Genomic DNA, 22,662 nt, shown 5'->3' with positions numbered 1-22,662 from the left:
TACTCCTCGTGCGTCAGGGTGGACTGCGATGGTCACCCGAAGCGTGCGACGAGTGCCTCCACCTGGTGAGGGCCGAGACCGCGGACGCGCCGGGTCTCCGAGATGCCGATCTCGGACATGATCGCACGCGCCTTGACCTTGCCGACGCCGGGCAGGGACTCCAGCAGCGAGACGACCTTGAGCTTGCCGATCGTCTCGTCGGCCTGGCCCTGCTTGATCACGTCCGACAACGTGCCTTGCGAGTACTTCAGCCGATTCTTGACCTCGGCGCGAGCCTGCCGCGCGATGGCGGCCTTCTGCAGCGCCGCGGCGCGTTGTTCGGGAGTCAGCGGAGGAAGAGCCACGCGCGTCACCTTCCGTCAGTGGGCGGGCGATCCACGAGGCGCGGGACCGTGCTTCCGAACCTAGCGAGCACTCCCCCGGAGGGCAACGCGTACGGGCCGATCTGCACACCCGACCTGCACGGATGTGGGGTGATAGTGCTAGCGCAGGGCCGCCGCAGCCTCGCTCGAGGCCTCCAGGGCCGCCGTGCGGAGCGACGCGACGTCGGGTCCCGCACGCAGCACGCCGCGCGACGACGAGGCGAGCACCTGGCGGCGTGCGGCCCCGAAGACGGCCGTGAGCTCCGCGGCCCCGGCGCCCTGGGCACCGACCCCAGGAGCGAGCAGCGGTCCGTTCACGGCCGTGAGATCCGTGCCGGTGCGCTCGGCGGCGTCGCCGACGGTCGCCCCGACGACGAGCCCGATCGAGCCCATCGGGTCCGACCCGGCGTTGAGGGCCGCTGCGCGCGACGCCATGAGCGACGCCACGCTGGCCCCGTCGGCCGTGCGGGCGTGCTGGACCTCGTGGCCCTCCTTGTTGGAGGTCAGGCACAGCACGAACAGCCCGCGGCCCGACGAGAGCGCGAGGTCGACCGCGGGGTCGAGCGAGCCGAAGCCGAGGTACGGCGAGACGGTGAGCGCGTCGCCGGCCAGCGGCGAGCCGTCGCGCAGGAACGCGTCGGCGTAGGCGCCCATCGTCGAGCCGATGTCGCCGCGCTTGGCGTCGACGATCACCAGCGTCCCCGTCTCGCGGCCGGCTGCCACGACCTCCTCGAGCACCGCGACGCCCGCGGACCCGTGCCGCTCGAAGAAAGCCGCCTGCGGCTTGACGGCCGCCACGCGCCCCCCGACGGCCTCCATGACGATCTGCGCGAAGCTGCGCAGCCCGCTGGCGTCGTCGGGCAGGCCCCAGTCCGCGAGCAGGCTCTCGTGCGGGTCGATGCCCACGCAGAGCGGCCCGTGCTCGTCCATCGCGGCCGCGAGCCGCGCCCCGAACGTCATGCCGACGCCTTCGGCTCGCGGCGCGCGCGAGCAGCCGCGTCGTGATCCTGCAGGCTCGTCACGGCGAACGGGCCGGCCTGAGCGGCCTCGATGGCCTGCACGGCCGCGCCGAGCTGCTGGACCGTGGTGATCATCGCCTTGTCCGCGGCGACCGTGGCCGCGCGGATCTCGTAGCCGTCGGCGCGGGCGCCCTGGCCGGAGGGCGTGTTGACGACGAGGTCCACCGAACCCTCGGTGATCAGGTTGACGATCGTCGGCTCCCCCGCCTCGCCGCGGCCCGACGAGTACTTGCGCACGACCGTGGAGCGGATGCCCGAGCGGTGCAGCACCGTGGCCGTCCCCTCGGTCGCGAGGATCTCGAAGCCGAGCTCCGCGAGCCGCTTGACCGGGAAGACGATCGAGCGCTTGTCGCGGTCGGCGACCGAGATGAACGCCCGGCCACCCGAGGGCAGCCCGCCGAACGCCGCGTCCTGCGACTTGGCGAACGCCGTCGGGAAGTCGACGTCGAAGCCCATCACCTCACCGGTCGAGCGCATCTCCGGGCCGAGCACGGTGTCGACGACCTGGCCCTCGCGCGTCCGGAACCGCTTGAACGGCAGGACGGCCTCCTTGACGGCGATCGGCGCGTCGAGGTCGAGCACGCTCGCGTCGTGCTCGGGCAGGATGCCCTGCGCGCGCAGGGCGGCGATGGAGTGGCCGGCCATGACGAGCGCGGCGGCCTTGGCGAGCGAGACGCCCGTCGCCTTGGAGACGAACGGCACTGTCCGCGACGCGCGCGGGTTGGCCTCGAGGACGTAGAGCACGTCGGAGACGAGCGCGAACTGGATGTTGAGCAGCCCGTGCACGCCCACGCCGCGCGCGATCGCCTCGGTGGACAGGCGGATGCGCTCGAGCTCGCTCGTGGAGAGCGTGACGGGCGGCAGGACGCACGCGGAGTCGCCGGAGTGGATGCCGGCCTCCTCGATGTGCTCCATGACGCCGCCGAGAAACATCTCGGTGCCGTCGAACAGCGCGTCCACGTCGATCTCGATCGCGTCGTCGAGGAAGCGGTCGATGAGCAGCGGGGGCAGGGTCCCGGCCCGGCCGCCGTCGGCCGCGTTGTCGAGCGCGCGCTGGACGTACTCGGCGAGCTGCGGCTCGTCGTAGACGATCTCCATGCCGCGGCCGCCCAGCACGTACGACGGGCGCACGAGGACGGGGAAGCCGATGCGGCGTGCGGTGTCGCGCGCGCCGTTGAGCGTCGTCGCGGTGCCGAACGCCGGAGCCGGCAGCCCGGCGGCCTCGAGCACCTTGCCGAACTCTCCGCGGTCCTCGGCGAGGTCGATCGCGGCGGGCGAGGTGCCGAGGATCGGCAGGCCCGCGTCGGCGAGCCGCTGCGCGAGCGCGAGCGGGGTCTGGCCGCCGAGCGTGACGATCAGGCCCTCGATCGGGCCGGCCGCGAGCTCGGCGTGGTAGACCTCGACCACGTCCTCGAACGTCAGCGGCTCGAAGTAGAGCCGGTCGCTCGTGTCGTAGTCGGTGGAGACCGTCTCGGGGTTGCAGTTGACCATCACGGTCTCGAACTCGCCCTTGAGGGCCAGCGCGGCGTGCACGCACGAGTAGTCGAACTCGATGCCCTGGCCGATGCGGTTCGGGCCCGAGCCCAGGATGAGGATCGCGGGACGCGTGCGCGGGGCGACCTCGGACTCCTCGTCGTAGGACGAGTAGTGGTACGGCGTGGACGCCTGGAACTCGGCCGCGCACGTGTCGACCGTCTTGAAGACCGGGCGCAGGCCGACCGCGTGGCGGGCGCCGCGCACGGCGTCCTCGGACGTGCGGCGCAGCGAGGCGATCTGCACGTCGGACAGCCCGTGCCGCTTCGCGTGCGTGAGCACCTCGCGCGTGAGGGCCTCGGCGGTCCGGGTCGACTCGGCGACCTCGTTGATGAGCTGGATCTGGTCGAGGAACCACGGGTCGATGCCGGTGAGCTCGTAGACCCGCTCGAGGCTCACGCCGAAGCGCAGCACCTGCTGGACGTTGACCAGGCGCTCCTCGGTGGGGCGGCTGATCGTGGCGACCAGCGCCTCGAGCGCGTCCCCGGTGAGGGCGTCGCCGTCCCAGTGGAACGTCGAACCCTTCTTGTCGATCGACCGCATGGCCTTGCCGAGCGCCTCGGTGAAGTTGCGACCCAGGGCCATGGCCTCGCCGACGGACTTCATCGTCGTGGTCAGGGTGTCGTCGGCGGCCGGGAACTTCTCGAACGCGAACCGGGGCACCTTGACGACGACGTAGTCGAGCGTGGGCTCGAACGACGCGGGTGTCACGCCGCCCGTGATGTCGTTGGGGATCTCGTCGAGCGTGTAGCCGACGGCCAGCTTGGCGGCGATCTTGGCGATCGGGAAGCCGGTCGCCTTGGAGGCGAGCGCCGACGAACGCGACACGCGAGGGTTCATCTCGATGACGACGATCCGGCCCGTGGTCGGCTCGACGGCGAACTGGATGTTGCACCCGCCGGTGTCGACGCCGACCTCGCGGATGACCGCGATGCCGATGTCGCGCAGGTCCTGGTACTCGCGGTCCGTGAGCGTCAGCGCGGGCGCGACGGTCACCGAGTCGCCGGTGTGCACGCCGACCGGGTCCACGTTCTCGATCGAGCAGACGACCACCACGTTGTCATTCTTGTCGCGCATGAGCTCGAGCTCGTACTCCTTCCAGCCGAGGATGGACTCCTCCAGGAGCACCTCGGTGGTCGGCGAGTAGTGCAGGCCCTGCCCGACGATGCGACGCAGGTCGCTCTCGTCGTACGCGATGCCCGAGCCGAGGCCGCCCATGGTGAACGACGGGCGCACGACCATCGGGTAGCCGAGCTGCTCGACCGCGGCCAGCGCCTCGTCGATCGTGTGGATGATCACCGAGGCCGCGGACTCGCCGCCGCACTTCTCGACGACGTGCTTGAACTGCTCGCGGTCCTCGCCCTTCTGGATGGCGGGGATGTTCGCGCCGATGAGCTCGACGTCGTACTTCTCGAGCACGCCGGCCTCGTCGAGCGCGATCGCCGCGTTGAGGGCCGTCTGGCCACCGAGGGTCGGCAGGATCGCGTCCGGGCGCTCCTTGGCGATGATCGAGGTCAGCACGTCGGTGGTGATCGGCTCGACGTAGGTCGCGTCGGCGAACTCGGGGTCGGTCATGATCGTGGCCGGGTTGGAGTTCACGAGGATGACCCGCAGGCCCTCCTCCTTCAGCACGCGGCAGGCCTGCGTCCCGGAGTAGTCGAACTCGCAGGCCTGGCCGATGACGATCGGGCCGGACCCGATGACCAGGACGCTGTGGATGTCAGTGCGGCGGGGCATCAGGCGGCACCCTTCTGGTTCTGGTTCATGAGGTCGACGAAGCGGTTGAAGAGATGCGCGGCGTCGTGCGGGCCGGCCGCGGCCTCCGGGTGGTACTGCACGGAGAACGCCGGCAGGTCGAGCGCCTGCAGGCCCTCGACGACGTCGTCGTTGAGGTCGACGTGACTGACGATGACCCGGCCGTAGCGGCCGTCGTCGTGCGGGGCCGTGGACTCGCCGTCGAGGGGCGCGTCGACCGCGAAGCCGTGGTTGTGGGCCGTGATCTCGACCTTGCCGGTGATCCGGTCCATCACGGGCTGGTTCACGCCGCGGTGGCCGTAGCCCAGCTTGTAGGTGCCGTAGCCGAGTGCCCGGCCCAGGAGCTGGTTGCCGTAGCAGATGCCGAAGAACGGGATCTTGCGGTCGAGCACGTCGCGCAGCAGCTCGATCTCGTGCGTCGCCGCGCTCGGGTCGCCGGGGCCGTTGGAGAAGAAGACGCCGTCGGGCTCCGTGGCCAGGACGTCGTCGATCGAGGCGTTCGAGGGCAGCACGTGCACCCGGACGCCGCGCTCGGCGAGCCGCTGGGGGGTCATCGCCTTGATGCCGAGGTCGATCGCCGCGACGACCGCGACCGGCGTCTCGAGCTTCTCGCCGTCCGCGCCGAGAGCCTCGACCACGTAGGCCTCGTCGGTCGAGACCTCGCCGGCCAGGTCCGCGCCCACCATCTGCGGGGCGGCCAGGACCTCGGCGAGCAGCTCGTCGCGCTCCTTGCCCGCCAGCGCGTCGCCCGAGAACACGCCGGCGCGCATCACGCCGCGCTCGCGCAGGTGGCGCGTCAGGGCGCGGGTGTCGATGCCGCTGATGCCCACGACGCCCTGCTCCTGCAGGTCGTCGTCGAGCGTGCGGGTGCTGCGCCAGTTCGAGGCGCGGCGCGCGGGGTCGCGGACCACGTACCCGGCGACCCAGATGCGGGCCGACTCCTGGTCGTCGTCGTTCACACCCGTGTTCCCGATGTGGGGGGCCGTCATGACGACGATCTGCCGGTGGTAGGACGGGTCGGTCAGGGTCTCCTGGTAGCCGGTCATGCCGGTGTTGAAGACGATCTCGCCGAGCGTGGTGCCGCGGGCGCCGTAGGCCTGCCCGGCGAACGTGCGCCCGTCCTCGAGGACCAGGACTGCGTCGGTCATGACTTCTCCTTCGTGCCGTCAGTCAGCAGAGCGTTGACCGCGTCGACCAGCAGGGGGCCGTCAGCGGTGTGCTTGGTGCGCAGGCCCGTGTCCAGGCCGCGCTCGTCGGTCGGGTCGGGGGCCCAGGTCAGGACGACGAGCCCTTCTTTGCCGACGTACTTGCCGGCCATGCCGGGCGCGGTGCCGGCCGCGCGCAGGGCGTTCGTCGGGATGAACACGTCGGCGGTGCCGCGGCGCTCGACGAGGACTCCCGCGTCGTGCACGCTGACGGTCGCCGGGCTCCGGACCCCGAGGTCTTGCGCGACGACCCGGTCGAGCCAGTCGCCCGCGCGGGTGGTCGAGACGTAGACCGCCTCGATCGGCTCGCCGTGCGCGGCGCCGAGGTCGGCCGGTGCGGTGGGCAGCACGCCCAGGTCGGCCGTGCGCGTGCGGCGGTGGTTCCAGCCGGCCCGCATGCCCCACAGCGCGAGCGCCAGGACAGCGAGCAGGACGACGACCGAGACTCCCTCGCGTGCCGTCATGCGCGTGCCACCACGTCCTCGTCGCAGGACGCCCCGCCCATCACCGTCGCGCGCCCGCGCAGGAAGGTCGCGACGACGCAGCCTGACAGGTCGCGCCCCCGGAACGGCGAGTTGCCGGACTTGGTGGCCTGCTCGTCGGGGTTGATGACGCGCCGCGCCGCGGGGTCGACGAGCACGAGGTTGGCGGGTTCCCCCACGGCGATCGGGCGGCCGTGGTCGGACACGCGCCCGATGCGCGCGGGCGTCTCGGACAGCACGCGCGCTACGTCGGCCCAGGTCAGGCGGCCGGTGTCGACCATGGTCTCCTGCACCACCGAGAGCGCGGTCTCGAGGCCGGTCATGCCGAACGCGGCGGCCGCCCACTCGCAGTCCTTGTCCTCGCGCGTGTGCGGCGCGTGGTCGGTCGCGACGATGTCGATCGTGCCGTCGGCCAGGCCCGCGCGGACCGCCTCGACGTCACGCTGGGTGCGCAGCGGCGGGTTGACCTTGAACGTCGGGTCGTAGCCGCGGGCCAGCTCGTCGGTGAGGATCAGGTGGTGCGGCGTGACCTCGGCGGTCACGTCGATACCGCGCGACTTGGCCCAGCGGATGATCTCCACCGAGCCTGCGGTCGACAGGTGGCACACGTGCAGGCGCGAGCCGACGTGCTCGGCGAGCAGCACGTCGCGGGCGATGATCGCCTCCTCGGCCACGGCGGGCCAGCCGGCCAGGCCGAGCTCCGCGGACACGATGCCCTCGTGCATCTGGGCGCCCTCGGTCAGGCGGGGCTCCTGCGCGTGCTGCGCCACGACGCCGTCGAACGCCTTGACGTACTCGAGCGCGCGGCGCATGAGCACCGGGTCGTGCACGCACTTGCCGTCGTCCGAGAAGACCCGGACCTGCGCCTTGGACTCAGCCATCGCGCCGAGCTCGGCGAGCCGCTCGCCCTCGAGCCCCACGGTCACGGCACCGATCGGGTGCACGTCGGCCCAGCCGGCCTCGCGGCCGAGGCTCCAGACCTGCTCGACGACGCCCGCGGTGTCCTGCGTCGGCGTGGTGTTGGCCATCGCGTGCACGGCCGTGAAGCCGCCCAGCGCGGCGGCGCGCGTGCCCGTGCGGATCGTCTCGGCGTCCTCGCGGCCCGGCTCGCGCAGGTGGGTGTGCAGGTCGACGAGGCCCGGCAGCAGGACGAGCCCGCGGCCGTCGATGATCGTCGCGTCGTCGTCGGTCACGTCGGTGCCGATGGCTGCGATGACGCCGTCCGCGAGCAGCACGGTGGTGCGCTCCCCGCCGTAGGGGGCCACGTTCTGCAGCAGGTACTTCCGGCCGGTGCTCACGCGTCCACCTTCGTCTCGTTCGACTCGTTCCCAGAAAGAAGCAGGTACAGCACGGCCATCCGGACCGCGACCCCGTTGGCGACCTGCTCGACGATCACCGCGCGCGGCGAGTCGGCGGCGTCCGCGGAGATCTCCAGGCCGCGGTTCATCGGCCCGGGGTGCAGCACGATCGCGTGGTCCGGCATGGCCGCCAGCCGCCGCGCGTCGAGGCCGTAGCCCCGCGTGTACTCCAGCGGGCTCGGGAAGAATCCGCCGCCCGAGCTCGACATCCGCTCGCGCTGGACCCGGAGCATCATGATCGCGTCGGGCTTCGTGTCGATGACCTCGTCCAGGTGGTAGGACACCTCGGCGGGCCAGGCCTCGACACCGACCGGCAGCAGCGTGGGCGGCGCGACGAGCGTGACGTCGGCGCCCAGCGTGTGCAGGAGCTGGACGTTGGACCGCGCGACCCGGCTGTGCAGCACGTCGCCGACGATCGCCACGCGCAGCCCGGCCAGGTCGCGGCCGCTCGGGTCGCCACCTCCCGTGAGGTGGCGGCGCAGCGTGTACGCGTCGAGCAGCGCCTGCGTCGGGTGCTGGTGGGTGCCGTCGCCCGCGTTGATGACCGCGCCGTTGGTCCAGCCCGAGTGGGCCAGCGTGTGCGGGGCGCCGCTCGCGTGGTGCCGGATGACGACCGCGTCCGCGCCCATGGCCTGCAGGGTCAACGCGGTGTCCTTGAGCGACTCGCCCTTGGAGACGCTCGAGCCCTTTGCGGAGAAGTTGATGACGTCCGCGGACAGCCGCTTGGCGGCGGTCTCGAACGAGATGCGGGTGCGCGTGGAGTCCTCGAAGAAGAGGTTGACCACGGTGCGGCCGCGCAGCGTCGGCAGCTTCTTGATCTCGCGCGCCTGGGTCGCGGCCATCTGGCCGGCCGTGTCGAGGATCCGCACGGCCTGCTTGTGGGACAGGCTGCCGGTCGAGAGCAGGTGCTTCATCGGGTCCCCTCGATCAGGACGGCGTCGCGGCCGTCGGTCTCGTCCAGGAGCACCCGCACGCGCTCGGTCGTCGAGGTCGGCAGGTTCTTTCCGACGAAGTCGGCGCGGATCGGCAGCTCGCGGTGGCCGCGGTCGACGAGCGCCGCGAGCTGCACCGCGCGCGGGCGGCCCAGGTCGGAGATCGCGTCGAGCGCCGCGCGGATCGTCCGCCCCGAGAAGAGCACGTCGTCGACCAGGACGACGACCTTGCCGTCGATGCCGGCACCCGGGAGGTCGGTGCTGCCGATGGTGCGCGTGGGGTGCTGCGCGAGGTCGTCGCGGTACATCGTCACGTCGATGCTGCCGACGAGCGTCGCCGCGTCGAGCGTGGGCTCGACCTCGACCAGCCTCGTGGCAAGCCTTTGCGCAAGGGGCAGGCCCCGGGTCGGGATGCCCAGCAGGACGACGTCGGCGCCGCCCTTGTTCCGCTCGAGGATCTCGTGCGCGATGCGCGTCAGCGCCCGCGCGATCTCGGGGCCGCCGAGGACGACGGTGGCGTCAGCGGGCTGGTCGGGCTGCTCAGGTGTGGGCAGGGCACTGCTCATGGAGCGACTCCTTCCCCGCCTCACAGGACGGGAGTTAAAGGACTGCTGTCAAGCCCTCACCCTACCGCGGGCCCCCCACCGGGCCGGTGCCGTCTCACGTGCGACGTCGCTCACGTCGGACCGCTCCGCGGGCGCGCGACGACGGCGGTCGCGTCGAGGTCGTCGTCGCGGACGATCTCGGCCCGGTGGGCCGCCCGCTCGAAGAGGGCGAGTGTGGTCGGGGACTGACGCTCGCTCGTCTCGATGACGACCGCGCCGCCCGGGGCCAGCCAGGTGCCGGCGTCGGCGGCGATGCGGCGGTGCAGGTCGAGGCCATCGGTGCCGCCGTCGAGGGCGATGCGGTGCTCGTGGTCGCGCGCCTCGGGAGGCATGAGGGCGATCGCGTCGGTGGGGACGTACGGCGCGTTGATCACGACGAGGTCGATCCGGCCCCGCAGCTCCGGAGGCAGTGCTTCGAACAGGTCGCCCTCGTGGACCAGTGCGAGGTTGCGACGGGCACAGGCGACCGCGTCGGGGTCGAGGTCCGCGCCGTGCACCTCGGCGCCGGGCGTGCGGCGAGCGATCGCCGCGCCCAGGGCCCCGGTGCCGCAGCAGAGGTCGACGACGATGCTCGTCGGGCGGTCCTCGAGGATCTCGGCACAGATGCGGACCAGCAGCTCCGAGCGTCGTCGGGGGACGAACACCCCCGGCGCCACCGCGATCCGCAGCCCGTCGAACTCCGCCCAGCCGAGCACCTGCTCGAGCGGCTCACCCTCGACGCGCCGCTGCACCAGGCGCCCGAGCGACTCCCCCGTCGCCCCGGTGCCGAGGAGCAGGGCCGCCTCGTCCTCCGCGAACACGCACCCAGCCGCCCGCAACCGCGCCACGAGCGCGTCGATCTCCACGCCGCGACGCTATCGCCCGCACCGGGCCTTGCGTGTCTCCTCCCGGCCTGCCCCATCGGTCTACCCGCGCGCCTGCCCCACCGGTCTCGCCGCGCGCCTGCTCCACGGCTCTCCCCGCCTGCCTCACCCGCGCGCCTCCACCACCCCCTCACCGACCCACCTCCTCTGCGCGTCGCGGAGCGCATGGTTGAACGACACGCCGCATTCCCCACGGCGTGTCGTGCAACCACGCGTGCACTCATCGGAGCAGCGGGCCGGCGCGGCCTGCCCACGACTGCCCTCCGGGGTGCGGGCGGGTGTGCGGCACGCCGCACCTTGCCCGGCGTGCCGCACACCCCCGCGCACACTCGCCGGATCTGGCCGAGCGCCGAGTTGGACGACTGCCCAGATTCGGGGTGGATCACCCAGATGCCACGTCAGGTTGTCCGCGATGGATGCCGATGTCCCGTTCGTGCTCGGAACTGTCCCGATGTGGGTCACGATGGTCCAGCTGCTGGCAGCCGGGCTCGTCGGTGGGTTCTGCCTGCTCCAGTGGATCTGGTGGCGGGGCGAGCGTCGCCGCGCCGGCGCCGAGTGGGCGCTGATCTGGTCCGCAGACATCGCGCTGCTGCTGCTCGCCGGTGGGCTCTTCGCGTTCACCGACCCGGGCGCGGTCCAGGACGCGCTGCAGTTCGCGCACACCCAGCTCGTCGGGCTCTTCCTGCTGCTGGCCATCCCCGCGACGCGCGCGTTCGCCGCGGGGCCGCCGATCCGCTGGTGGGTCGCGATCTCCACGACGCTCCTGCTCGGCGGCGCGGCCGCCTGGTGGTGGCACCCGACCTCGCCGCGGCACGGTGTGGACGTCGTCGTCACGGCGGTGCTCGTCGCCGTCGCGTTGATCTCCGTCGCCTACGTCGTCGCCTGCATCGGATCGCACAAGGTCAGTCGGCTCGGCGCCTTGCTGGTGGTTGCCGGCGCCGAGTCCCTCGCGATGCTCACGGCGGGCGGCATCATCACGAACGAGTACCTCAGCGCGATGCTCGTCGCGCTGTGGTCGATCCCGCTCGGGTTCGCACTCGGCACGATGGCGCTCGTGCGGCTGCGCCAGGCGCAGCGCGTGGCCCGCACGCAGCACCTCATGCGCGACGCGACCGCGCGGCTGGCCAACGCCGCCTGGTTCGCGCGCGACGCCGAGAGCCTGCTGCTGCGCGCGCGTGACGAGGCACGCACGATCCTGGCCGACCCCGAGGTCGAGGGCTCGCTGCGCACCATCTCGCACGGCCGGTTCGTCACCGAGCTCTACTCCCCCGCCGCGCACACCGCCCAGGAGCGGACCTTCCTCGTCGACCTCTCGCAGATCGTCTCCGCGGCGGCCGAGCGCTACGCGCTGACGTCGAGCCTCGAGCGCACCGCCTTCAGCGACCCACTCACGCGGCTGCCGAACCGCCGCGCGGTCGAGAAGCACCTGCGGGACGCGATCGAGCAGGCGAACGTCGAGCGCACGCGAGTCTCGCTCGTCTACTGCGACCTCGACGGCTTCAAGCGGTTCAACGACCTGCACGGCCACGAGGGCGGAGACGCCGTCCTGGTCCGGGTCGCCGACCACCTGCGCGCGCTCGCGCAGGGAGACGCCCAGCGGTTCGTCGGCCGGCTCGGCGGCGACGAGTTCGTCGTCGTCATCTCGCGTGCGCCGCAGGACGTCGACCTCGTCGCGCTGGCCCGGAACCTGCGCGAGGGCTTCGTCGACCGGACCGTCGGCGCGCGGGCGGCGCGGCTGTCGGTGGGCGTCGCGTCCTGGGTGCCCGGTGACGTCGTCGACCCCGACGCCCTCATGCGCCACGCCGACACCGCGATGATGGAGGCCAAGCGCTCGCGCACGGGGTTTCGGGTCTACGACCGGGCGCTGCGTCGCCGGGTCGAGGCGGCGCGCCACCACCGCGCGGCGCTCGAGACCGCGGTCGCCGACGGCCAGTTCACCGCCTACTTCCAGCCGATCGTCGACGCCCGCACCCTCGAGGTCATGCAGGTCGAGGCCCTGGCGCGCTGGGACGACCACGGCCACCTGCTCCTACCGGCGGACTGGCTCGAGCTCGCCGAGGAGACCGGACTGATCGTGCCGATCGGGCTGGCCATGCTCGCGCAGTCGCGCCGCGCGCTCGACCGGTTCCAGGTCCCCGTCGCGGTCAACCTCGAGGCGCGTCAGCTCGCCGCGCCCGACGCGCTCGAGCAGATCGAGGCCGCGTGGGGCGACACGTACTGGGAGCACCTCACGCTCGAGATCACGGAGAGCGCGCTGGTCCGCACGGGACCGGCCGTGCCGCTGCTGTCGGAGCTGCGGGCGCGCGGCGCCAAGATCGCGGTCGACGACTTCGGCACCGGCTACTCCTCGCTCGCGCGCCTGTCCCGCCTGCCGGTGGACGTGCTCAAGATCGACCGCTCGTTCGTCCGCGAGGTCGGCACGGACCGCGGGGCCTCGGTCATCCGCGCGATCCTCGAGCTCGCGTCCGTGCACGGCCTCGACGTGGTGGCCGAGGGCGTGGAGCGCTCGTCGGACCTCGCGACGCTCGTCGACCTGGGCGTGCGACGCGTGCAGGGCAACTTCCTCGGCCGCGCGGCCGCGACCCTGCCCATCCGCGGCCCGCGCCCCGGGACGGGCGCGTGGCACGCGCAGCGCCCGCTGCGCTCGGTGCCGACGCAGCCGCGCGGGCCCGAGACCGGTCCCCTGACGGTCGTGCACAACCTGGCATGACAAAAGGGCGCCCCCGGTGGAGGCGCCCTTTTGTGGTGAAGCTCAGGCGAGCAGCGTCGGCTTCAGGTCGATGATCCGGCCGAGGAGCCCGTTGACGAACGCGGGCGACTCGTCGGTCGACAGCGAGCGTGCGAGCTCCACAGCCTCGTCGACCGCAACGGCGTCGGGGACGTCGTCGTTGAAGAGGATCTCCCACGTGCCCAGGCGCAGCAGCGCGCGGTCGACGGCGGGCATGCGCTCGATCGTCCAGCCGTGCGCGTGCGTCGCGAGCAGCTCGTCGATCCGGCCCTGCTCCGCCACGACGCCCTCGACCAGGTCGACGGAGTACTGCGGCAGCGCGGTCTCGGCGCCGGGCTGCGCGATGCGCTGCGCCAGGAGCTCGATGGGCGCCAGCTCGCGCTGGTCGGCCTCGAACAGGACGTCGAGCGCCCGCTTGCGAGCCTTGGTGCGAGCTCCCACGTCAGTCGTTCACGCGGCCGAGGTAGCTCCCGTCGCGGGTGTCCACCTTGACCTTCGTGTTCGACTCGAGGAACAGCGGCACCTGGATCTCGTAGCCGGTCTCGAGCGTGGCGGGCTTGGTGCCGGCCGACGAGCGGTCGCCCTGCAGGCCGGGCTCGGTGTAGGTGACCTCGAGGATGACCGACGGCGGGAGCTCGACGTACAGCGGCGCGCCCTCGTTGGTCGCGACCATCGCGTTCTGGTTCTCCAGGAGGAAGTGGGCGACGTCGCCGACCGTGGTCTCCGGGATGTACAGCTGGTCGAACGTGTCCGTGTCCATGAACACGAAGTCGGTGCCGTCCTTGTACAGGTACTGCATGTCACGCTTGTCGACGTTCGCCGTCTCGACCTTCAGGCCGGCGTTGAACGTGCGGTCGACGACCTTGCCGGACAGCACGTTCTTCAGCTTGGTGCGGACGAAGGCGCCACCCTTGCCGGGCTTGACGTGCTGGAACTCGATGACGGTCCACAGCTGGCCGTCGATCTTCAGCACGGTGCCGTTCTTGAGGTCGTTGGTGGTCGCCACGATCCGTCGCTTCCTGTCTTTGGGGAGAGTGTCCTCTGCGCCGGCGCTCAGGACGCCGGTCCGCAGACCGCCGACCATCGTACCTGCCCGCACTCGCTCAGGTGAGCAGAGCCCGGGCGCCGACGCCGATCGCGGCGCTCCAGACGAGCGAGGCCAGCGTGCCGATGACGAACCGCTCCGAGGCGCCGGGGTTCTCGCGCAGCTCGGGGAAGCGGCCCAGGCCCTTGACCGCGACGACGACCGCGATGCCCGCCGACTCGTCAACCAGCACGCACATCGTCACCGCGAGCCGCTCGAGGATGCCGATCCACGTGCCGCCGCGCAGCGAGGCGATCGCCTGCGGACCCTGCGGACCGTCTGCGGCGGGCGCGCCCGCGTCCCCGGACCGCGACGCCAGGCGCAGCACCCCCATCACGACGAGCCATCCGCCCGCGGCGGAGACGAGCAGGGCGGCGATCACGACGGCGACGTGCACGGGGCTCCTTGTGGGTGGTCCGGCCTCGATCGTGGCGGAACGGGACGCATCGGTCCATCCGACACTCTCCTACTCCCCCGCAGCGATCCTCAGCAGCCGCGCCGCCGCGCTGCGTGCGGCGCTCTCCTCGGCCCACAGCGCGGCGCGCAGGCGCTGGCTGACGGCCTGCTGCGAGACGCCGAGCCGCGTCGCGACGTCCTCCTGGCGCACGCCGGGCTCGGTCATCGCGTCGACGACCTCCCAGCCCGCGGGCGACCTTCGAGCGGCCGCGGCTGCGGCCAGGACGAGCACGGCCTCCGCGTCGCGGCCGGCGCCGTCGTCGATGCCCCGCACGGCCAGCGACACCGAGCGGCTGCGGCTCTTGGCCGCCTCGACGGCGGTGCGCGCCAGGATGAACGCCGTGCCGGACCCGGCACGGACCGACTCCGGCAGGGGCTCGTCGACGGGGCCCGCCCCGATCCCGACGGACCACCCTCCGCCGCGGCTGACCGTCAGCGCGATGTCGACGACGAGGTCGGGATCGTCCAGGACGCCCTGGACCTCGTCGCCCACGGCTCGCTCGAACCCGCGCACGACGCCGTGCTCGCGGTCCGCGAGGAGCGCGGCGAGCTCGACGAGGAATGCGTCGACGTGGTCGCCGTGCACGCGGGAGCCCCGCTGGTCGATCGTCATGACATAGGTCATTGCACAATCATCGAGCCTTGTAGACGCATGCACAAGTCCTCAACGTTGTTGACCGCCAAACAGGTCAACAGACTTGTTGATCCATCTACAGCGATGGGGCCTTGTGCGCGAGCGACGCGAGGGCCAGCCGGTACGAGTCCAGGCCGAACCCGGCGATCGTGCCCGTCGCCACCGGCCCGATGACCGACAGGTGGCGGAACGACTCGCGCGCGTACGGGTTCGTGATGTGGACCTCGACGAGCCGCAGGCCCGACTTCGTCACCTGCGCGGCCGCGTCGCGCAGCGCGTAGGAGTAGTGCGTGAAGGCGGCAGGGTTCAGGACCACGTCGACGCGCGTGTCGACGGCCTCGTGCAGCCAGCCGACCAGCTCGGACTCGTCGTCCGTCTGCCGCACCTCGGCGTCGATCCCCTGCTCGTCGGCCCAGCCCTTGACCGAGGTGACCAGGTCCGCGTGCGTGGCCGACCCGTACACCTCCGGCTCCCGGGAACCGAGCCGGCCGAGGTTGGGGCCGTTGAGCACCAGCACGCGCGTCATGGCCGCCACGATAGGCCCCTAGAGCGCGATCGCCGTGGACGTCTCGTCGCGGCTGATCTCCGCGTACGCCGCGACCAGCAGCGTCGGGTCCGGGCCCTCGAGCCGCACGGGCTTGCCGATGTCCTCGAGCACCACGAACCGCAGCAGGTCGCCGCGCGTCTTCTTGTCCCGACGCATCGCGGTCAGCAGCCGCTCCCACCGGTCGCTCCGGTACGTCACGGGCAGCCCGAGGGAGGTGAGGATCGAGCGGTGCCGGTCGACGACCTCGTCGGGCAGCCGCCCCGCCAGCCGCGCGAGCTCGGCGACGTAGACCATGCCCACGGAGACCGCGGCGCCGTGCCGCCACTGGTAGCGCTCGACGTTCTCGATCGCGTGCGCGAAGGTGTGCCCGTAGTTGAGGATCTCGCGCAGGCCGGCCTCCTTGAGGTCCTCGCCGACGACCCGTGCCTTGACGGCGACGGCCCGCTCGACGAGCTCGGCGAGCACCGGTGAGGTCGAGGCTGCGACCGGGTCCGTGAGGACCTCGACGTTCGCCTCGACGAGCTCGAGGATCTGCGGGTCGGCGATGAAACCGCACTTCACGACCTCGGCCAGGCCCGCGACGAAGTCGTGCTTCGGCATCGAGGCCAGCGCGGCCAGGTCGCACAGGACGCCCGCCGGCGGGTGGAACGAGCCGACGAGGTTCTTGCCCTCGGCCGTGTTGATCCCGGTCTTGCCCCCGACGGCCGCGTCGACCATCGCGAGCAGCGTCGTCGGGACCTGCACGACCTTGATCCCCCGCAGCCACGTCGCGGCGACGAACCCGCCGAGGTCGGTCGTCGCGCCGCCGCCCACGGCGACCACCGCGTCGCTGCGCGTGAAGTCCGCCTGCCCGAGCACGCCCCACAGGAACGCGGTGACCTGCGCGGTCTTGGCCTCCTCGGCATCGGGCACCTCGGCGCCGAACGCCTCGTAGCCCGCGGCGCGGAGGTCCTCGATGACGATGTCGGCCGTCGTCGCGAGGGCTGCCGGATGCACGACGAGCACGCGCTTGGCGTCCCGCCCGATCATCGCCGGGAGCTCGCCGAGCAGGTGGTGCCCGATGAGGACGTCGTACGGCTGGGCGCCGTCCACGGTGACCGTCGTCGTCATGCCTCGTCCTCCACGGCTGCCTGCCGCAGCGCGGCCAGCTCGGTCTCGATGTGCTCGGCCACGTCGGCCGGGCGCAGGTGGTCGGTCAGGACCGTGATCGTGGCGAGGCGCTCGTAGACCGGCCGCCGGGCCTCCATGAGCGCCTGCCACTGCGCGCGCGGGTTGCCGAGCAGCAGCGGGCGGGACTGGTTGAAGCCGACCCGCGGGGCCGCGTGCGTGAGGGTGACGTCGAGGAAGACGATCACGCCGCCGTTCTCTGCGTAGGCCGCCAGCGCGCCCTGGGTGCGCTCGTCGAGGATCGCGCCGCCGCCGAGGGCCAGGACGCCGTCGTGCTGCTGCAGGGCTGCGCTGACGGCCTCGTGCTCGAGCGCGCGGAAGTGGGGCTCGCCGTCGTCGACGAAGATCTCGGCGATGGCCTTGCCCGCCACCGCCTTGACGTCACTGTCCGTGTCACGGAGCGCGAGCTGCCACCGTTCCGCGAGAGCTCCACCGACGGTCGTCTTCCCTGCGCCGGGCGGGCCGATGAGAACGATGCGTGGTCCTGGGCGGTCGGAGAGCGGCACGAGCGCGAGACTAACCCAGCCGACAGGCCCACCCCGGGTCTGTCCCGGCAGATGACTGGCGGGACCCACTGCCGCCAGACGGGTGAACGTCTGGCTCGATCATGACCGGGCCTCACCCCGACCGACCCGCGTGCCGATGAGCCGACGAACCCTGTTCCGAGCGTGCCTGGAGGCATCGTGATCCTGCGCAGAACGGCTGCGGCCATCGTGGCGGCCTCCATGATCGTGGTGGGGAGCGCCGTGTCGTTCGTCGCGCCGGCGACGGCGGCCACGACCGCCGTGCTCGCTGCCCCCGAGAGCTTGTCGACCCGTGTGATGGACGGCGACCTGCAGTTCAGGTGGTCGGGAGTCGACGGCGCGACCGGGTACACGATCGAGGTCGCCACCGACGACCAGTTCGCGACGTCGAACATCATCGCCACGCGGACGACGACGGCTCGCACCTGGATCCCGGAGCGCACGCTCGGCGCGAGCGAGGCGCGCGGGCTCTACTGGCGCGTCGCGGCGCACTCCTCCGGGACGACGGCCGCTTCGCGAGGTGACTACTCGGCCCCCCAGACCGTCGAGGTCGCCGCGGCAGGCACACCCGAGCTCCTCTCTCCCGTTCAGGGGGCGACGGTCGACTACCCGAGCGCGGTGGCATTCCGCTGGACGCCGGTCCCCGGCGCGGTGTCCTACACCCTGACGTACACGTCGGACCCCAGCTGGCCCTCGGGCAGCCCGACGACCGTTGTCACAGGGCTCACCGGAACCGCGTACGCACCCCCGGCTCCGTTGGCGAGGACGTCATCCGGCGCGCCGGTGCAGTGGTACTGGAAGGTCCAGGCGGTGTTCGGCAGCCCGGTCACGGCGACCAGCACGAGCACGGTGACCGGGCCCGCACAGGCCGAGCCGGGGACGTTCACCGTCCGGTGGACCGCGGCAAGCTCCGCCCCGACCCTGGTGTCACCGGTGGGCACGTCCACGATCCAGAGCGATCTCAAGTTCACCTGGACCCCCGTGGCCGGCGCCACGAAGTACGTCATCGTCATCGGGCAGGCGGTCGACGACGCGACAGGCGTCGTCACGACGACCAAGATCTCCGCGGAGTCCACGAGCACCACCTACGTGCCGCTCGTGCAGCTCGTCGACGGCAACTACTGGTGGCAGGTCACCGCCTACGACCCGGCGGGCAACCCGGGGCAGCCCTCGAGCGCGGTCGAGTTCCGCAAGGCGTGGGGTGGGCAGACGGCCGCGACGACGAGCGCGACCTCGTTCAGCAAGACGTACCCGCAGCCGACGTTCGGTTCGACGCAGATCCAGAACCCCACGACCGTGGCTCTGGACGAGCTGCTGCTCACGTGGGCCCCCGTCCCGAGGGCCACCCTCTACGAGGTCGAGGCCATCCCCGTCCTCAGCAGCTCCGAGGACACTCGCAAGACCTTGTACTGCCGCACTGCCTCGACGTCGGCGACGATCGTCGCGAAGGTCGTCGAGGGCGCGAACGACGGCGCAGCACTCGACGGCGACGCCGCCTGCCTGTGGAACTCCAACCGCGCGCAACGCATGGACGCCGGCGGCCTCTACGAGTGGCGCGTGCGCGCCATCGACTACTCGGGCAGCGCGACCACGACGATCCAGGCCGCTACCCCCGCGGGTTCGCAGGAGTCCCTGTGGTCGGACGTGGACAACGGTGACACGAGCCGCAAGCGCTACTTCACGGTCGGATCGGCACGCGTCGGCACGGCGGCCACGGCCGCGGTCGACACCGCGGCGTGGTCGACAGAGGCGTCGACCACGCTCGGCAAGCCGGCCCCGCTCATGACGTGGTCCCCGGTCGCGGGCGCGAACGCCTACCAGGTCGCCGTGTACCACGACTACGACTGCAGCGTCCTGGTCACGACCCAGTACACGATGCAGACGCGCCTGCGCATCAACGGTGTCTTCGACGACGAGACGTCGGGCGAGTACTGCTGGCAGGTCCGCGGCATCTCGATGAACGACTCCTTCTCCGAGTACACGACGCCCGTGGGCTCGACCTACACGTCCGGAGCCTTCTGGCAGAAGAGCAGCACACGCATCGACTTCACCGGTGTCTCGCCGACGACGACCGCGTCCGACGGCTCGGTGGTGTTCGCGTGGCGCCCCCAGGCCTCCTCCGCGCCGGCGGACGGCGGCAGCCGTGGCTACGCCGTGACCGTCCTCGACTCCTCGCTGACCTCGAAGGGCACGATCAAGGTCGAGTACCCGACCTACGTGGCCAAGACTCTCGACGCCGCCCAGAAGCCCCTGGCACCGGGAAGCTACTACTTCAAGGTGGCGGCCCTCGATGCGCTCGGCAACGCGGGGAACTACACCGAGAACGTCCCCTTCACCGTCGCGGCGCCGGCCCCCACGGCCCTCAGCGCTCAGGTCGACGGGACGTCCGCCACGCTCTCCTGGACAGGGACCACAGCTGCCGCCAAGTACGGCGTCAAGGTCCGGGCCGTGGGAAGCGCCTGGCCCACGAGCCCGACGCAGGTGACCCAGACCGCCGCCGCGGTGCGAGACCTGGACGACGGTACGTACGAGTGGATCGTGTCCTCCTACGACAACAGCGGGTACCTGTCCCTCGAGTCGGCCGTGGGCACCTTCACTGTGGCGGCACCCGCGCCCGCGCTGGCGACGCCCGACGGCGCGGTCCTGACGAGCGCCGACCGCGTGCTCGACTGGGCGGCCGTGCCCGGCGCCTCGCGCTACCTCGTCCAGTACGCCACCGCGCCGGGGTCGCTCGACTCAGCGACCGCCGCGGAGACGACGAGCACCTCGTACGCCATCCCCTCGACGCTCAACTACGGCACGACCTACTACTGGCAGGTCACGGCCGTACCCGAGAAGACCAACACGAGCTCGACGCGCGTCAAGCTCGGACGTTCGACCTTCGGCACGTTCAGCGTCGTGAACCCGCCCGCCGGAGTCACGATCTCGAAGGTGAGCATCATCGGGACGCAGGCCGCGGTCGAGTGGGTCACACCCGCCGGGGCGAACCGCGGCTCGGCCGACGCGCCCGCGTTCCGACTCGCCTACCGCGCGTCGAATCCCACGGGCGCCGAGACGGCCTGGACAGTGCTGAACGTCGAGGCCGGTGTGGAGTCCCGCACGCTCACCGGTCTCGCGGTCGACACCACCTACGAGTTCCAGCTCCAGGCCTACAACGCCGAGGGCGGCAGTGCGTGGTCGGCTGTCCGCTCGGCCACAACGCCGGGCGCTCCGAAGGCGGCGGTCACGAGCCTCGCCGCGACAGCGACGACCAACTCCCTGAAGGTGTCGTGGAGGGCTCTGAGCTCGAGCTCGACCGGCGGATCTGCCGTCACCGGGTACGCGGTCAAGTACCGCAAGGGCTCGGGCGCATGGGTCACGGTCTCGTCCGCACTCGCTTCGACGGGCACCTCGGTGACCGTGAGCGGCCTCGCCTCGAGCTCGTCGTACGCCGTCAGTGTCGCTGCCGTGAACGCGGTGGGCACCGGGCCCGCCGCGACCCTGAGCACCGCGACCCTCGCGCTGCCGAGTGCACCTCGTTCCGTCAAGGCAACGCGAGGCGACCGCACGGCTCTGGTGTCGTGGACGGCGCCTTCGTCCAACGGAGGGGCGGCGATCTCGGGCTACGCCCTCGAGTACCGCGCGAAGGACCCGAAGAAGGGCACGTGGGGTCCCTGGGCGACGCGCGCGACGAGCGCGACCACCGTCAAGGTGACCCTCACCGGACTGACGAACGGCACGTCGTACCAGGTGCGCGTCTCCGCCAGGTCCGCGCTCGGCACGGGTACCGCGTCGACGGCCGTGTCCTTCGTGCCCGCGACGAAGCCCGCCGCCCCGCGAGGCGTCAAGGCGACGGCGACGGGTTCGAAGAAGATCAAGGTGGCCTGGACGAAGTCGACCACCAACGGCTCGACGATCTCCGGCTACCAGGTGCAGTACTCCACGACCGGAAAGTCGTGGAAGACGCTCACCACGGCGAAGTCGTCGGCGACGAGCTACACGTGGACCAAGGCGACCAAGGGCAAGAAGTACTTCTTCCGCGTCATCGCCCGCAGCAACCTCGGGAGCAGCCCCGCCAGCGGGGTCGTCAAGGTGGTCGCCCGCTGACCTCGCGGTTTCGCACGACTCACCTTGATGTGAAGAAGGCCGGTCCCTGGAGGGACCGGCCTTCTTCACAAGCCTTCGGACTTACCGCAAGAGCTCGGGGATCGCGGCGACGTAGGCCTCGAGGTTGCGCCGGACCTCGAGCACGGAGTCGCCACCCGTCTTCTCGATCAGTGCGTCGGCGAGCACCAGGGCGACCATCGCCTCAGCCACCACGGCCGCAGGCGGGACGGCGCACACGTCGGACCGCTGGTGCTGGGCCTTGGTCGCCTCGCCCGTGCTCGTGTCGATCGTCGCGAGGGCGCGAGGCACGGTGGAGATCGGCTTCATCGCTGCGCGAACGCGCAGGATCTCACCGTTCGTCATGCCGCCCTCGAGCCCTCCGGCTCGGTTCGAACGTCGCCGCACGCGACCGTCCACGCGGTCGATCTCGTCGTGCGCCTGGGAGCCGCGGCGAGTCGCCGTACGGAACCCGTCACCGACCTCGACGCCCTTGATCGCCTGGATCCCCATGAGCGCGCCGGCGAGGCGCGCGTCGAGGCGGCGATCGCCATGAACGTAGGAGCCGAGGCCGGACGGCACGTCGTACGCGAGCACCTCGACCACACCGCCGAGGGTGTCCCCCTCCTTGTGGCACTCGTCGATCTCCTCGACCATCGCCGCAGCACTGTCCGCGTGCAGGCAGCGCACCGGATCGGCGTCCAGCAGCGCCACGTCGTCGGGAGTCGGCAGCGTTGCGTCGTCGGGGACGCTCACGGGACCGATGCCGACGACGTGCGAGACGAGTCGGATGCCCGCCGCCTGCTCCAGGAAGTGCGCAGCGACAGTACCCAGCGCTACCCGGGTCGCAGTCTCACGGGCCGAGGCACGCTCGAGCACAGGGCGCGCGTCGTCGAAGCCGTACTTGCGCATGCCGACGAGGTCGGCGTGGCCGGGTCGTGGCCGGGTGAGCGGTGCGTTGCGAGCGCGCTGCAGAACTGCGGAGTCGTCGAGCGGGTCCGCAGACATGACCTCGACCCACTTGGGCCACTCGGTGTTGCCGATCTCGATGGCGAGCGGCCCGCCCTGGGTCACGCCGTGCCGCAGCCCGCCCAGCACCCGGACCTCGTCCTGCTCGAACTTCATGCGCGCACCGCGCCCATAGCCGAGCCGCCGACGCGCGAGAGCGTCCTGGAGATCGCGCGTCACGAGCTCGACTCCGGCCGGCAGCCCCTCGAGAACACCGACCAACGCCGGACCGTGCGACTCACCCGACGTCAACCACCGCAGCATGGCGCCATCCTTTCATGCGAGTGCGGGCGCCCGCGGTGTGAGTCCACACCGCG

19 protein-coding genes are annotated in these 22,662 nt (G+C 71.8%); 2 read left to right on the top strand and 17 right to left on the bottom strand.

What is annotated here, in order from left to right; translation table 11 throughout:
- Positions 1 to 32 precede the first annotated feature (32 nt).
- The 9 genes from mihF to D1825_RS12110 all read right to left on the bottom strand — a co-directional run bounded on the left by mihF (position 33) and on the right by D1825_RS12110 (position 10,096).
- Positions 33 to 344 (bottom strand): integration host factor, actinobacterial type, encoded by a 312-nt coding sequence (mihF, locus tag D1825_RS12150; RefSeq protein WP_118767686.1) that lies wholly within the window; start codon positions 342 to 344, stop codon positions 33 to 35.
- Positions 345 to 482: 138 nt separating this feature from the next.
- Positions 483 to 1,322, bottom strand: a complete 840-nt coding sequence (pyrF, locus tag D1825_RS12145) for an orotidine-5'-phosphate decarboxylase (protein ID WP_118767685.1) — start codon at positions 1,320 to 1,322, stop codon at positions 483 to 485.
- The gene (gene carB / locus D1825_RS12140) at positions 1,319 to 4,651 is read right to left on the bottom strand and encodes a carbamoyl-phosphate synthase large subunit (RefSeq protein WP_118767684.1); all 3,333 of its coding nucleotides are present in this window, start codon (positions 4,649 to 4,651) and stop codon (positions 1,319 to 1,321) included. The genes pyrF and carB overlap by 4 nt, the downstream gene beginning before the upstream one ends.
- Positions 4,651 to 5,817 (bottom strand): glutamine-hydrolyzing carbamoyl-phosphate synthase small subunit, encoded by a 1,167-nt coding sequence (carA, locus tag D1825_RS12135; protein ID WP_118767683.1) that lies wholly within the window; start codon positions 5,815 to 5,817, stop codon positions 4,651 to 4,653. Before carA ends, carB begins: the two co-directional genes overlap by 1 nt.
- The gene (locus tag D1825_RS12130; protein ID WP_118767682.1) at positions 5,814 to 6,338 is read right to left on the bottom strand and encodes a PH-like domain-containing protein; all 525 of its coding nucleotides are present in this window, start codon (positions 6,336 to 6,338) and stop codon (positions 5,814 to 5,816) included. The genes carA and D1825_RS12130 overlap by 4 nt, the downstream gene beginning before the upstream one ends.
- Positions 6,335 to 7,654 (bottom strand): dihydroorotase, encoded by a 1,320-nt coding sequence (locus D1825_RS12125; protein ID WP_118767681.1) that lies wholly within the window; start codon positions 7,652 to 7,654, stop codon positions 6,335 to 6,337. The genes D1825_RS12130 and D1825_RS12125 overlap by 4 nt, the downstream gene beginning before the upstream one ends.
- Complete coding sequence (locus tag D1825_RS12120) at positions 7,651 to 8,628, bottom strand: aspartate carbamoyltransferase catalytic subunit (protein WP_118767680.1); 978 nt, start codon at positions 8,626 to 8,628, stop codon at positions 7,651 to 7,653. The genes D1825_RS12125 and D1825_RS12120 overlap by 4 nt, the downstream gene beginning before the upstream one ends.
- Positions 8,625 to 9,212: a bifunctional pyr operon transcriptional regulator/uracil phosphoribosyltransferase PyrR gene (pyrR, locus tag D1825_RS12115; RefSeq protein ID WP_118767679.1), complete on the bottom strand. Its 588-nt coding sequence runs from the start codon at positions 9,210 to 9,212 to the stop codon at positions 8,625 to 8,627. The genes D1825_RS12120 and pyrR overlap by 4 nt, the downstream gene beginning before the upstream one ends.
- A 110-nt stretch (positions 9,213 to 9,322) precedes the next feature.
- Positions 9,323 to 10,096, bottom strand: coding sequence for a putative protein N(5)-glutamine methyltransferase (locus tag D1825_RS12110; RefSeq protein WP_118767678.1), 774 nt, complete (start codon positions 10,094 to 10,096; stop codon positions 9,323 to 9,325).
- Between the two features lie 430 nt (positions 10,097 to 10,526).
- Here D1825_RS12110 and D1825_RS12105 point away from each other — a divergent pair, with 430 nt between their 5' ends.
- On the top strand, positions 10,527 to 12,824 hold the full coding sequence (locus D1825_RS12105; protein WP_118767677.1) for a putative bifunctional diguanylate cyclase/phosphodiesterase: 2,298 nt from the start codon (positions 10,527 to 10,529) through the stop codon (positions 12,822 to 12,824).
- A gap of 42 nt (positions 12,825 to 12,866) precedes the next feature.
- On the opposite strand, the gene nusB is transcribed toward D1825_RS12105, so the two are convergent.
- The 7 genes from nusB to D1825_RS12070 all read right to left on the bottom strand — a co-directional run bounded on the left by nusB (position 12,867) and on the right by D1825_RS12070 (position 17,236).
- Positions 12,867 to 13,283, bottom strand: a complete 417-nt coding sequence (gene nusB, locus D1825_RS12100; RefSeq protein WP_118767676.1) for a transcription antitermination factor NusB — start codon at positions 13,281 to 13,283, stop codon at positions 12,867 to 12,869.
- 1 nt (position 13,284) lies between these two features.
- Entirely contained in the window at positions 13,285 to 13,848 is a 564-nt protein-coding gene (efp, locus tag D1825_RS12095) for an elongation factor P (RefSeq protein WP_118767675.1), read from the bottom strand.
- A gap of 97 nt (positions 13,849 to 13,945) precedes the next feature.
- A complete protein-coding gene (locus tag D1825_RS12090) occupies positions 13,946 to 14,323 on the bottom strand; it encodes a hypothetical protein (protein ID WP_118767674.1) in 378 nt (125 codons plus the stop codon).
- A gap of 69 nt (positions 14,324 to 14,392) precedes the next feature.
- Positions 14,393 to 15,007 carry a hypothetical protein gene (locus D1825_RS12085; protein WP_118767673.1) on the bottom strand — a complete coding sequence of 205 codons (615 nt, stop codon included), beginning with the start codon at positions 15,005 to 15,007 and terminating at the stop codon, positions 14,393 to 14,395.
- An 85-nt stretch (positions 15,008 to 15,092) separates the two neighbouring features.
- Positions 15,093 to 15,542, bottom strand: a complete 450-nt coding sequence (locus D1825_RS12080) for a type II 3-dehydroquinate dehydratase (protein ID WP_118767672.1) — start codon at positions 15,540 to 15,542, stop codon at positions 15,093 to 15,095.
- A gap of 18 nt (positions 15,543 to 15,560) precedes the next feature.
- Entirely contained in the window at positions 15,561 to 16,673 is a 1,113-nt protein-coding gene (gene aroB / locus D1825_RS12075; RefSeq protein WP_118767671.1) for a 3-dehydroquinate synthase, read from the bottom strand.
- A complete protein-coding gene (locus tag D1825_RS12070; RefSeq protein ID WP_118767670.1) occupies positions 16,670 to 17,236 on the bottom strand; it encodes a shikimate kinase in 567 nt (188 codons plus the stop codon). The genes aroB and D1825_RS12070 overlap by 4 nt, the downstream gene beginning before the upstream one ends.
- Positions 17,237 to 17,413: 177 nt before the next feature.
- On the opposite strand from D1825_RS12070, the gene D1825_RS12065 reads away from it, so the two are divergent.
- Positions 17,414 to 21,340: a fibronectin type III domain-containing protein gene (locus D1825_RS12065; protein ID WP_118767669.1), complete on the top strand. Its 3,927-nt coding sequence runs from the start codon at positions 17,414 to 17,416 to the stop codon at positions 21,338 to 21,340.
- 81 nt (positions 21,341 to 21,421) lie between these two features.
- Here the strand turns inward: D1825_RS12065 and aroC are convergent, their stop codons facing one another.
- Positions 21,422 to 22,609 (bottom strand): chorismate synthase, encoded by a 1,188-nt coding sequence (gene aroC, locus D1825_RS12060; protein WP_118767668.1) that lies wholly within the window; start codon positions 22,607 to 22,609, stop codon positions 21,422 to 21,424.
- Between the last annotated feature and the right edge of the window lie 53 nt (positions 22,610 to 22,662).

Origin of the sequence: Cellulomonas rhizosphaerae (assembly GCF_003470205.1) — a bacterium.
In the GTDB taxonomy this organism is placed as follows: Bacteria; Actinomycetota; Actinomycetes; order Actinomycetales; family Cellulomonadaceae; genus Cellulomonas; species Cellulomonas rhizosphaerae.
Note: the sequence above shows the minus strand (reverse complement) of the source record. Positions and strands in the feature narration are given on the sequence as shown.

Bases quoted from the DNA above. Each gene is read 5' to 3' on its own strand.
- pyrF (WP_118767685.1), bottom strand. From the start codon at position 1,322: ATGACGTTCGGGGCGCGGCTCGCGGCCGCGATGGACGAGCACGGGCCG.
- carB (WP_118767684.1), bottom strand. From the start codon at position 4,651: ATGCCCCGCCGCACTGACATCCACAGCGTCCTGGTCATCGGGTCCGGC.
- carA (WP_118767683.1), bottom strand. From the start codon at position 5,817: ATGACCGACGCAGTCCTGGTCCTCGAGGACGGGCGCACGTTCGCCGGG.
- D1825_RS12130 (WP_118767682.1), bottom strand. From the start codon at position 6,338: ATGACGGCACGCGAGGGAGTCTCGGTCGTCGTCCTGCTCGCTGTCCTG.
- D1825_RS12120 (WP_118767680.1), bottom strand. From the start codon at position 8,628: ATGAAGCACCTGCTCTCGACCGGCAGCCTGTCCCACAAGCAGGCCGTG.
- pyrR (WP_118767679.1), bottom strand. From the start codon at position 9,212: ATGAGCAGTGCCCTGCCCACACCTGAGCAGCCCGACCAGCCCGCTGAC.
- D1825_RS12105 (WP_118767677.1), top strand. From the start codon at position 10,527: ATGGATGCCGATGTCCCGTTCGTGCTCGGAACTGTCCCGATGTGGGTC.
- D1825_RS12085 (WP_118767673.1), bottom strand. From the start codon at position 15,007: ATGACCTATGTCATGACGATCGACCAGCGGGGCTCCCGCGTGCACGGC.
- D1825_RS12080 (WP_118767672.1), bottom strand. From the start codon at position 15,542: ATGACGCGCGTGCTGGTGCTCAACGGCCCCAACCTCGGCCGGCTCGGT.
- aroB (WP_118767671.1), bottom strand. From the start codon at position 16,673: ATGACGACGACGGTCACCGTGGACGGCGCCCAGCCGTACGACGTCCTC.
- aroC (WP_118767668.1), bottom strand. From the start codon at position 22,609: ATGCTGCGGTGGTTGACGTCGGGTGAGTCGCACGGTCCGGCGTTGGTC.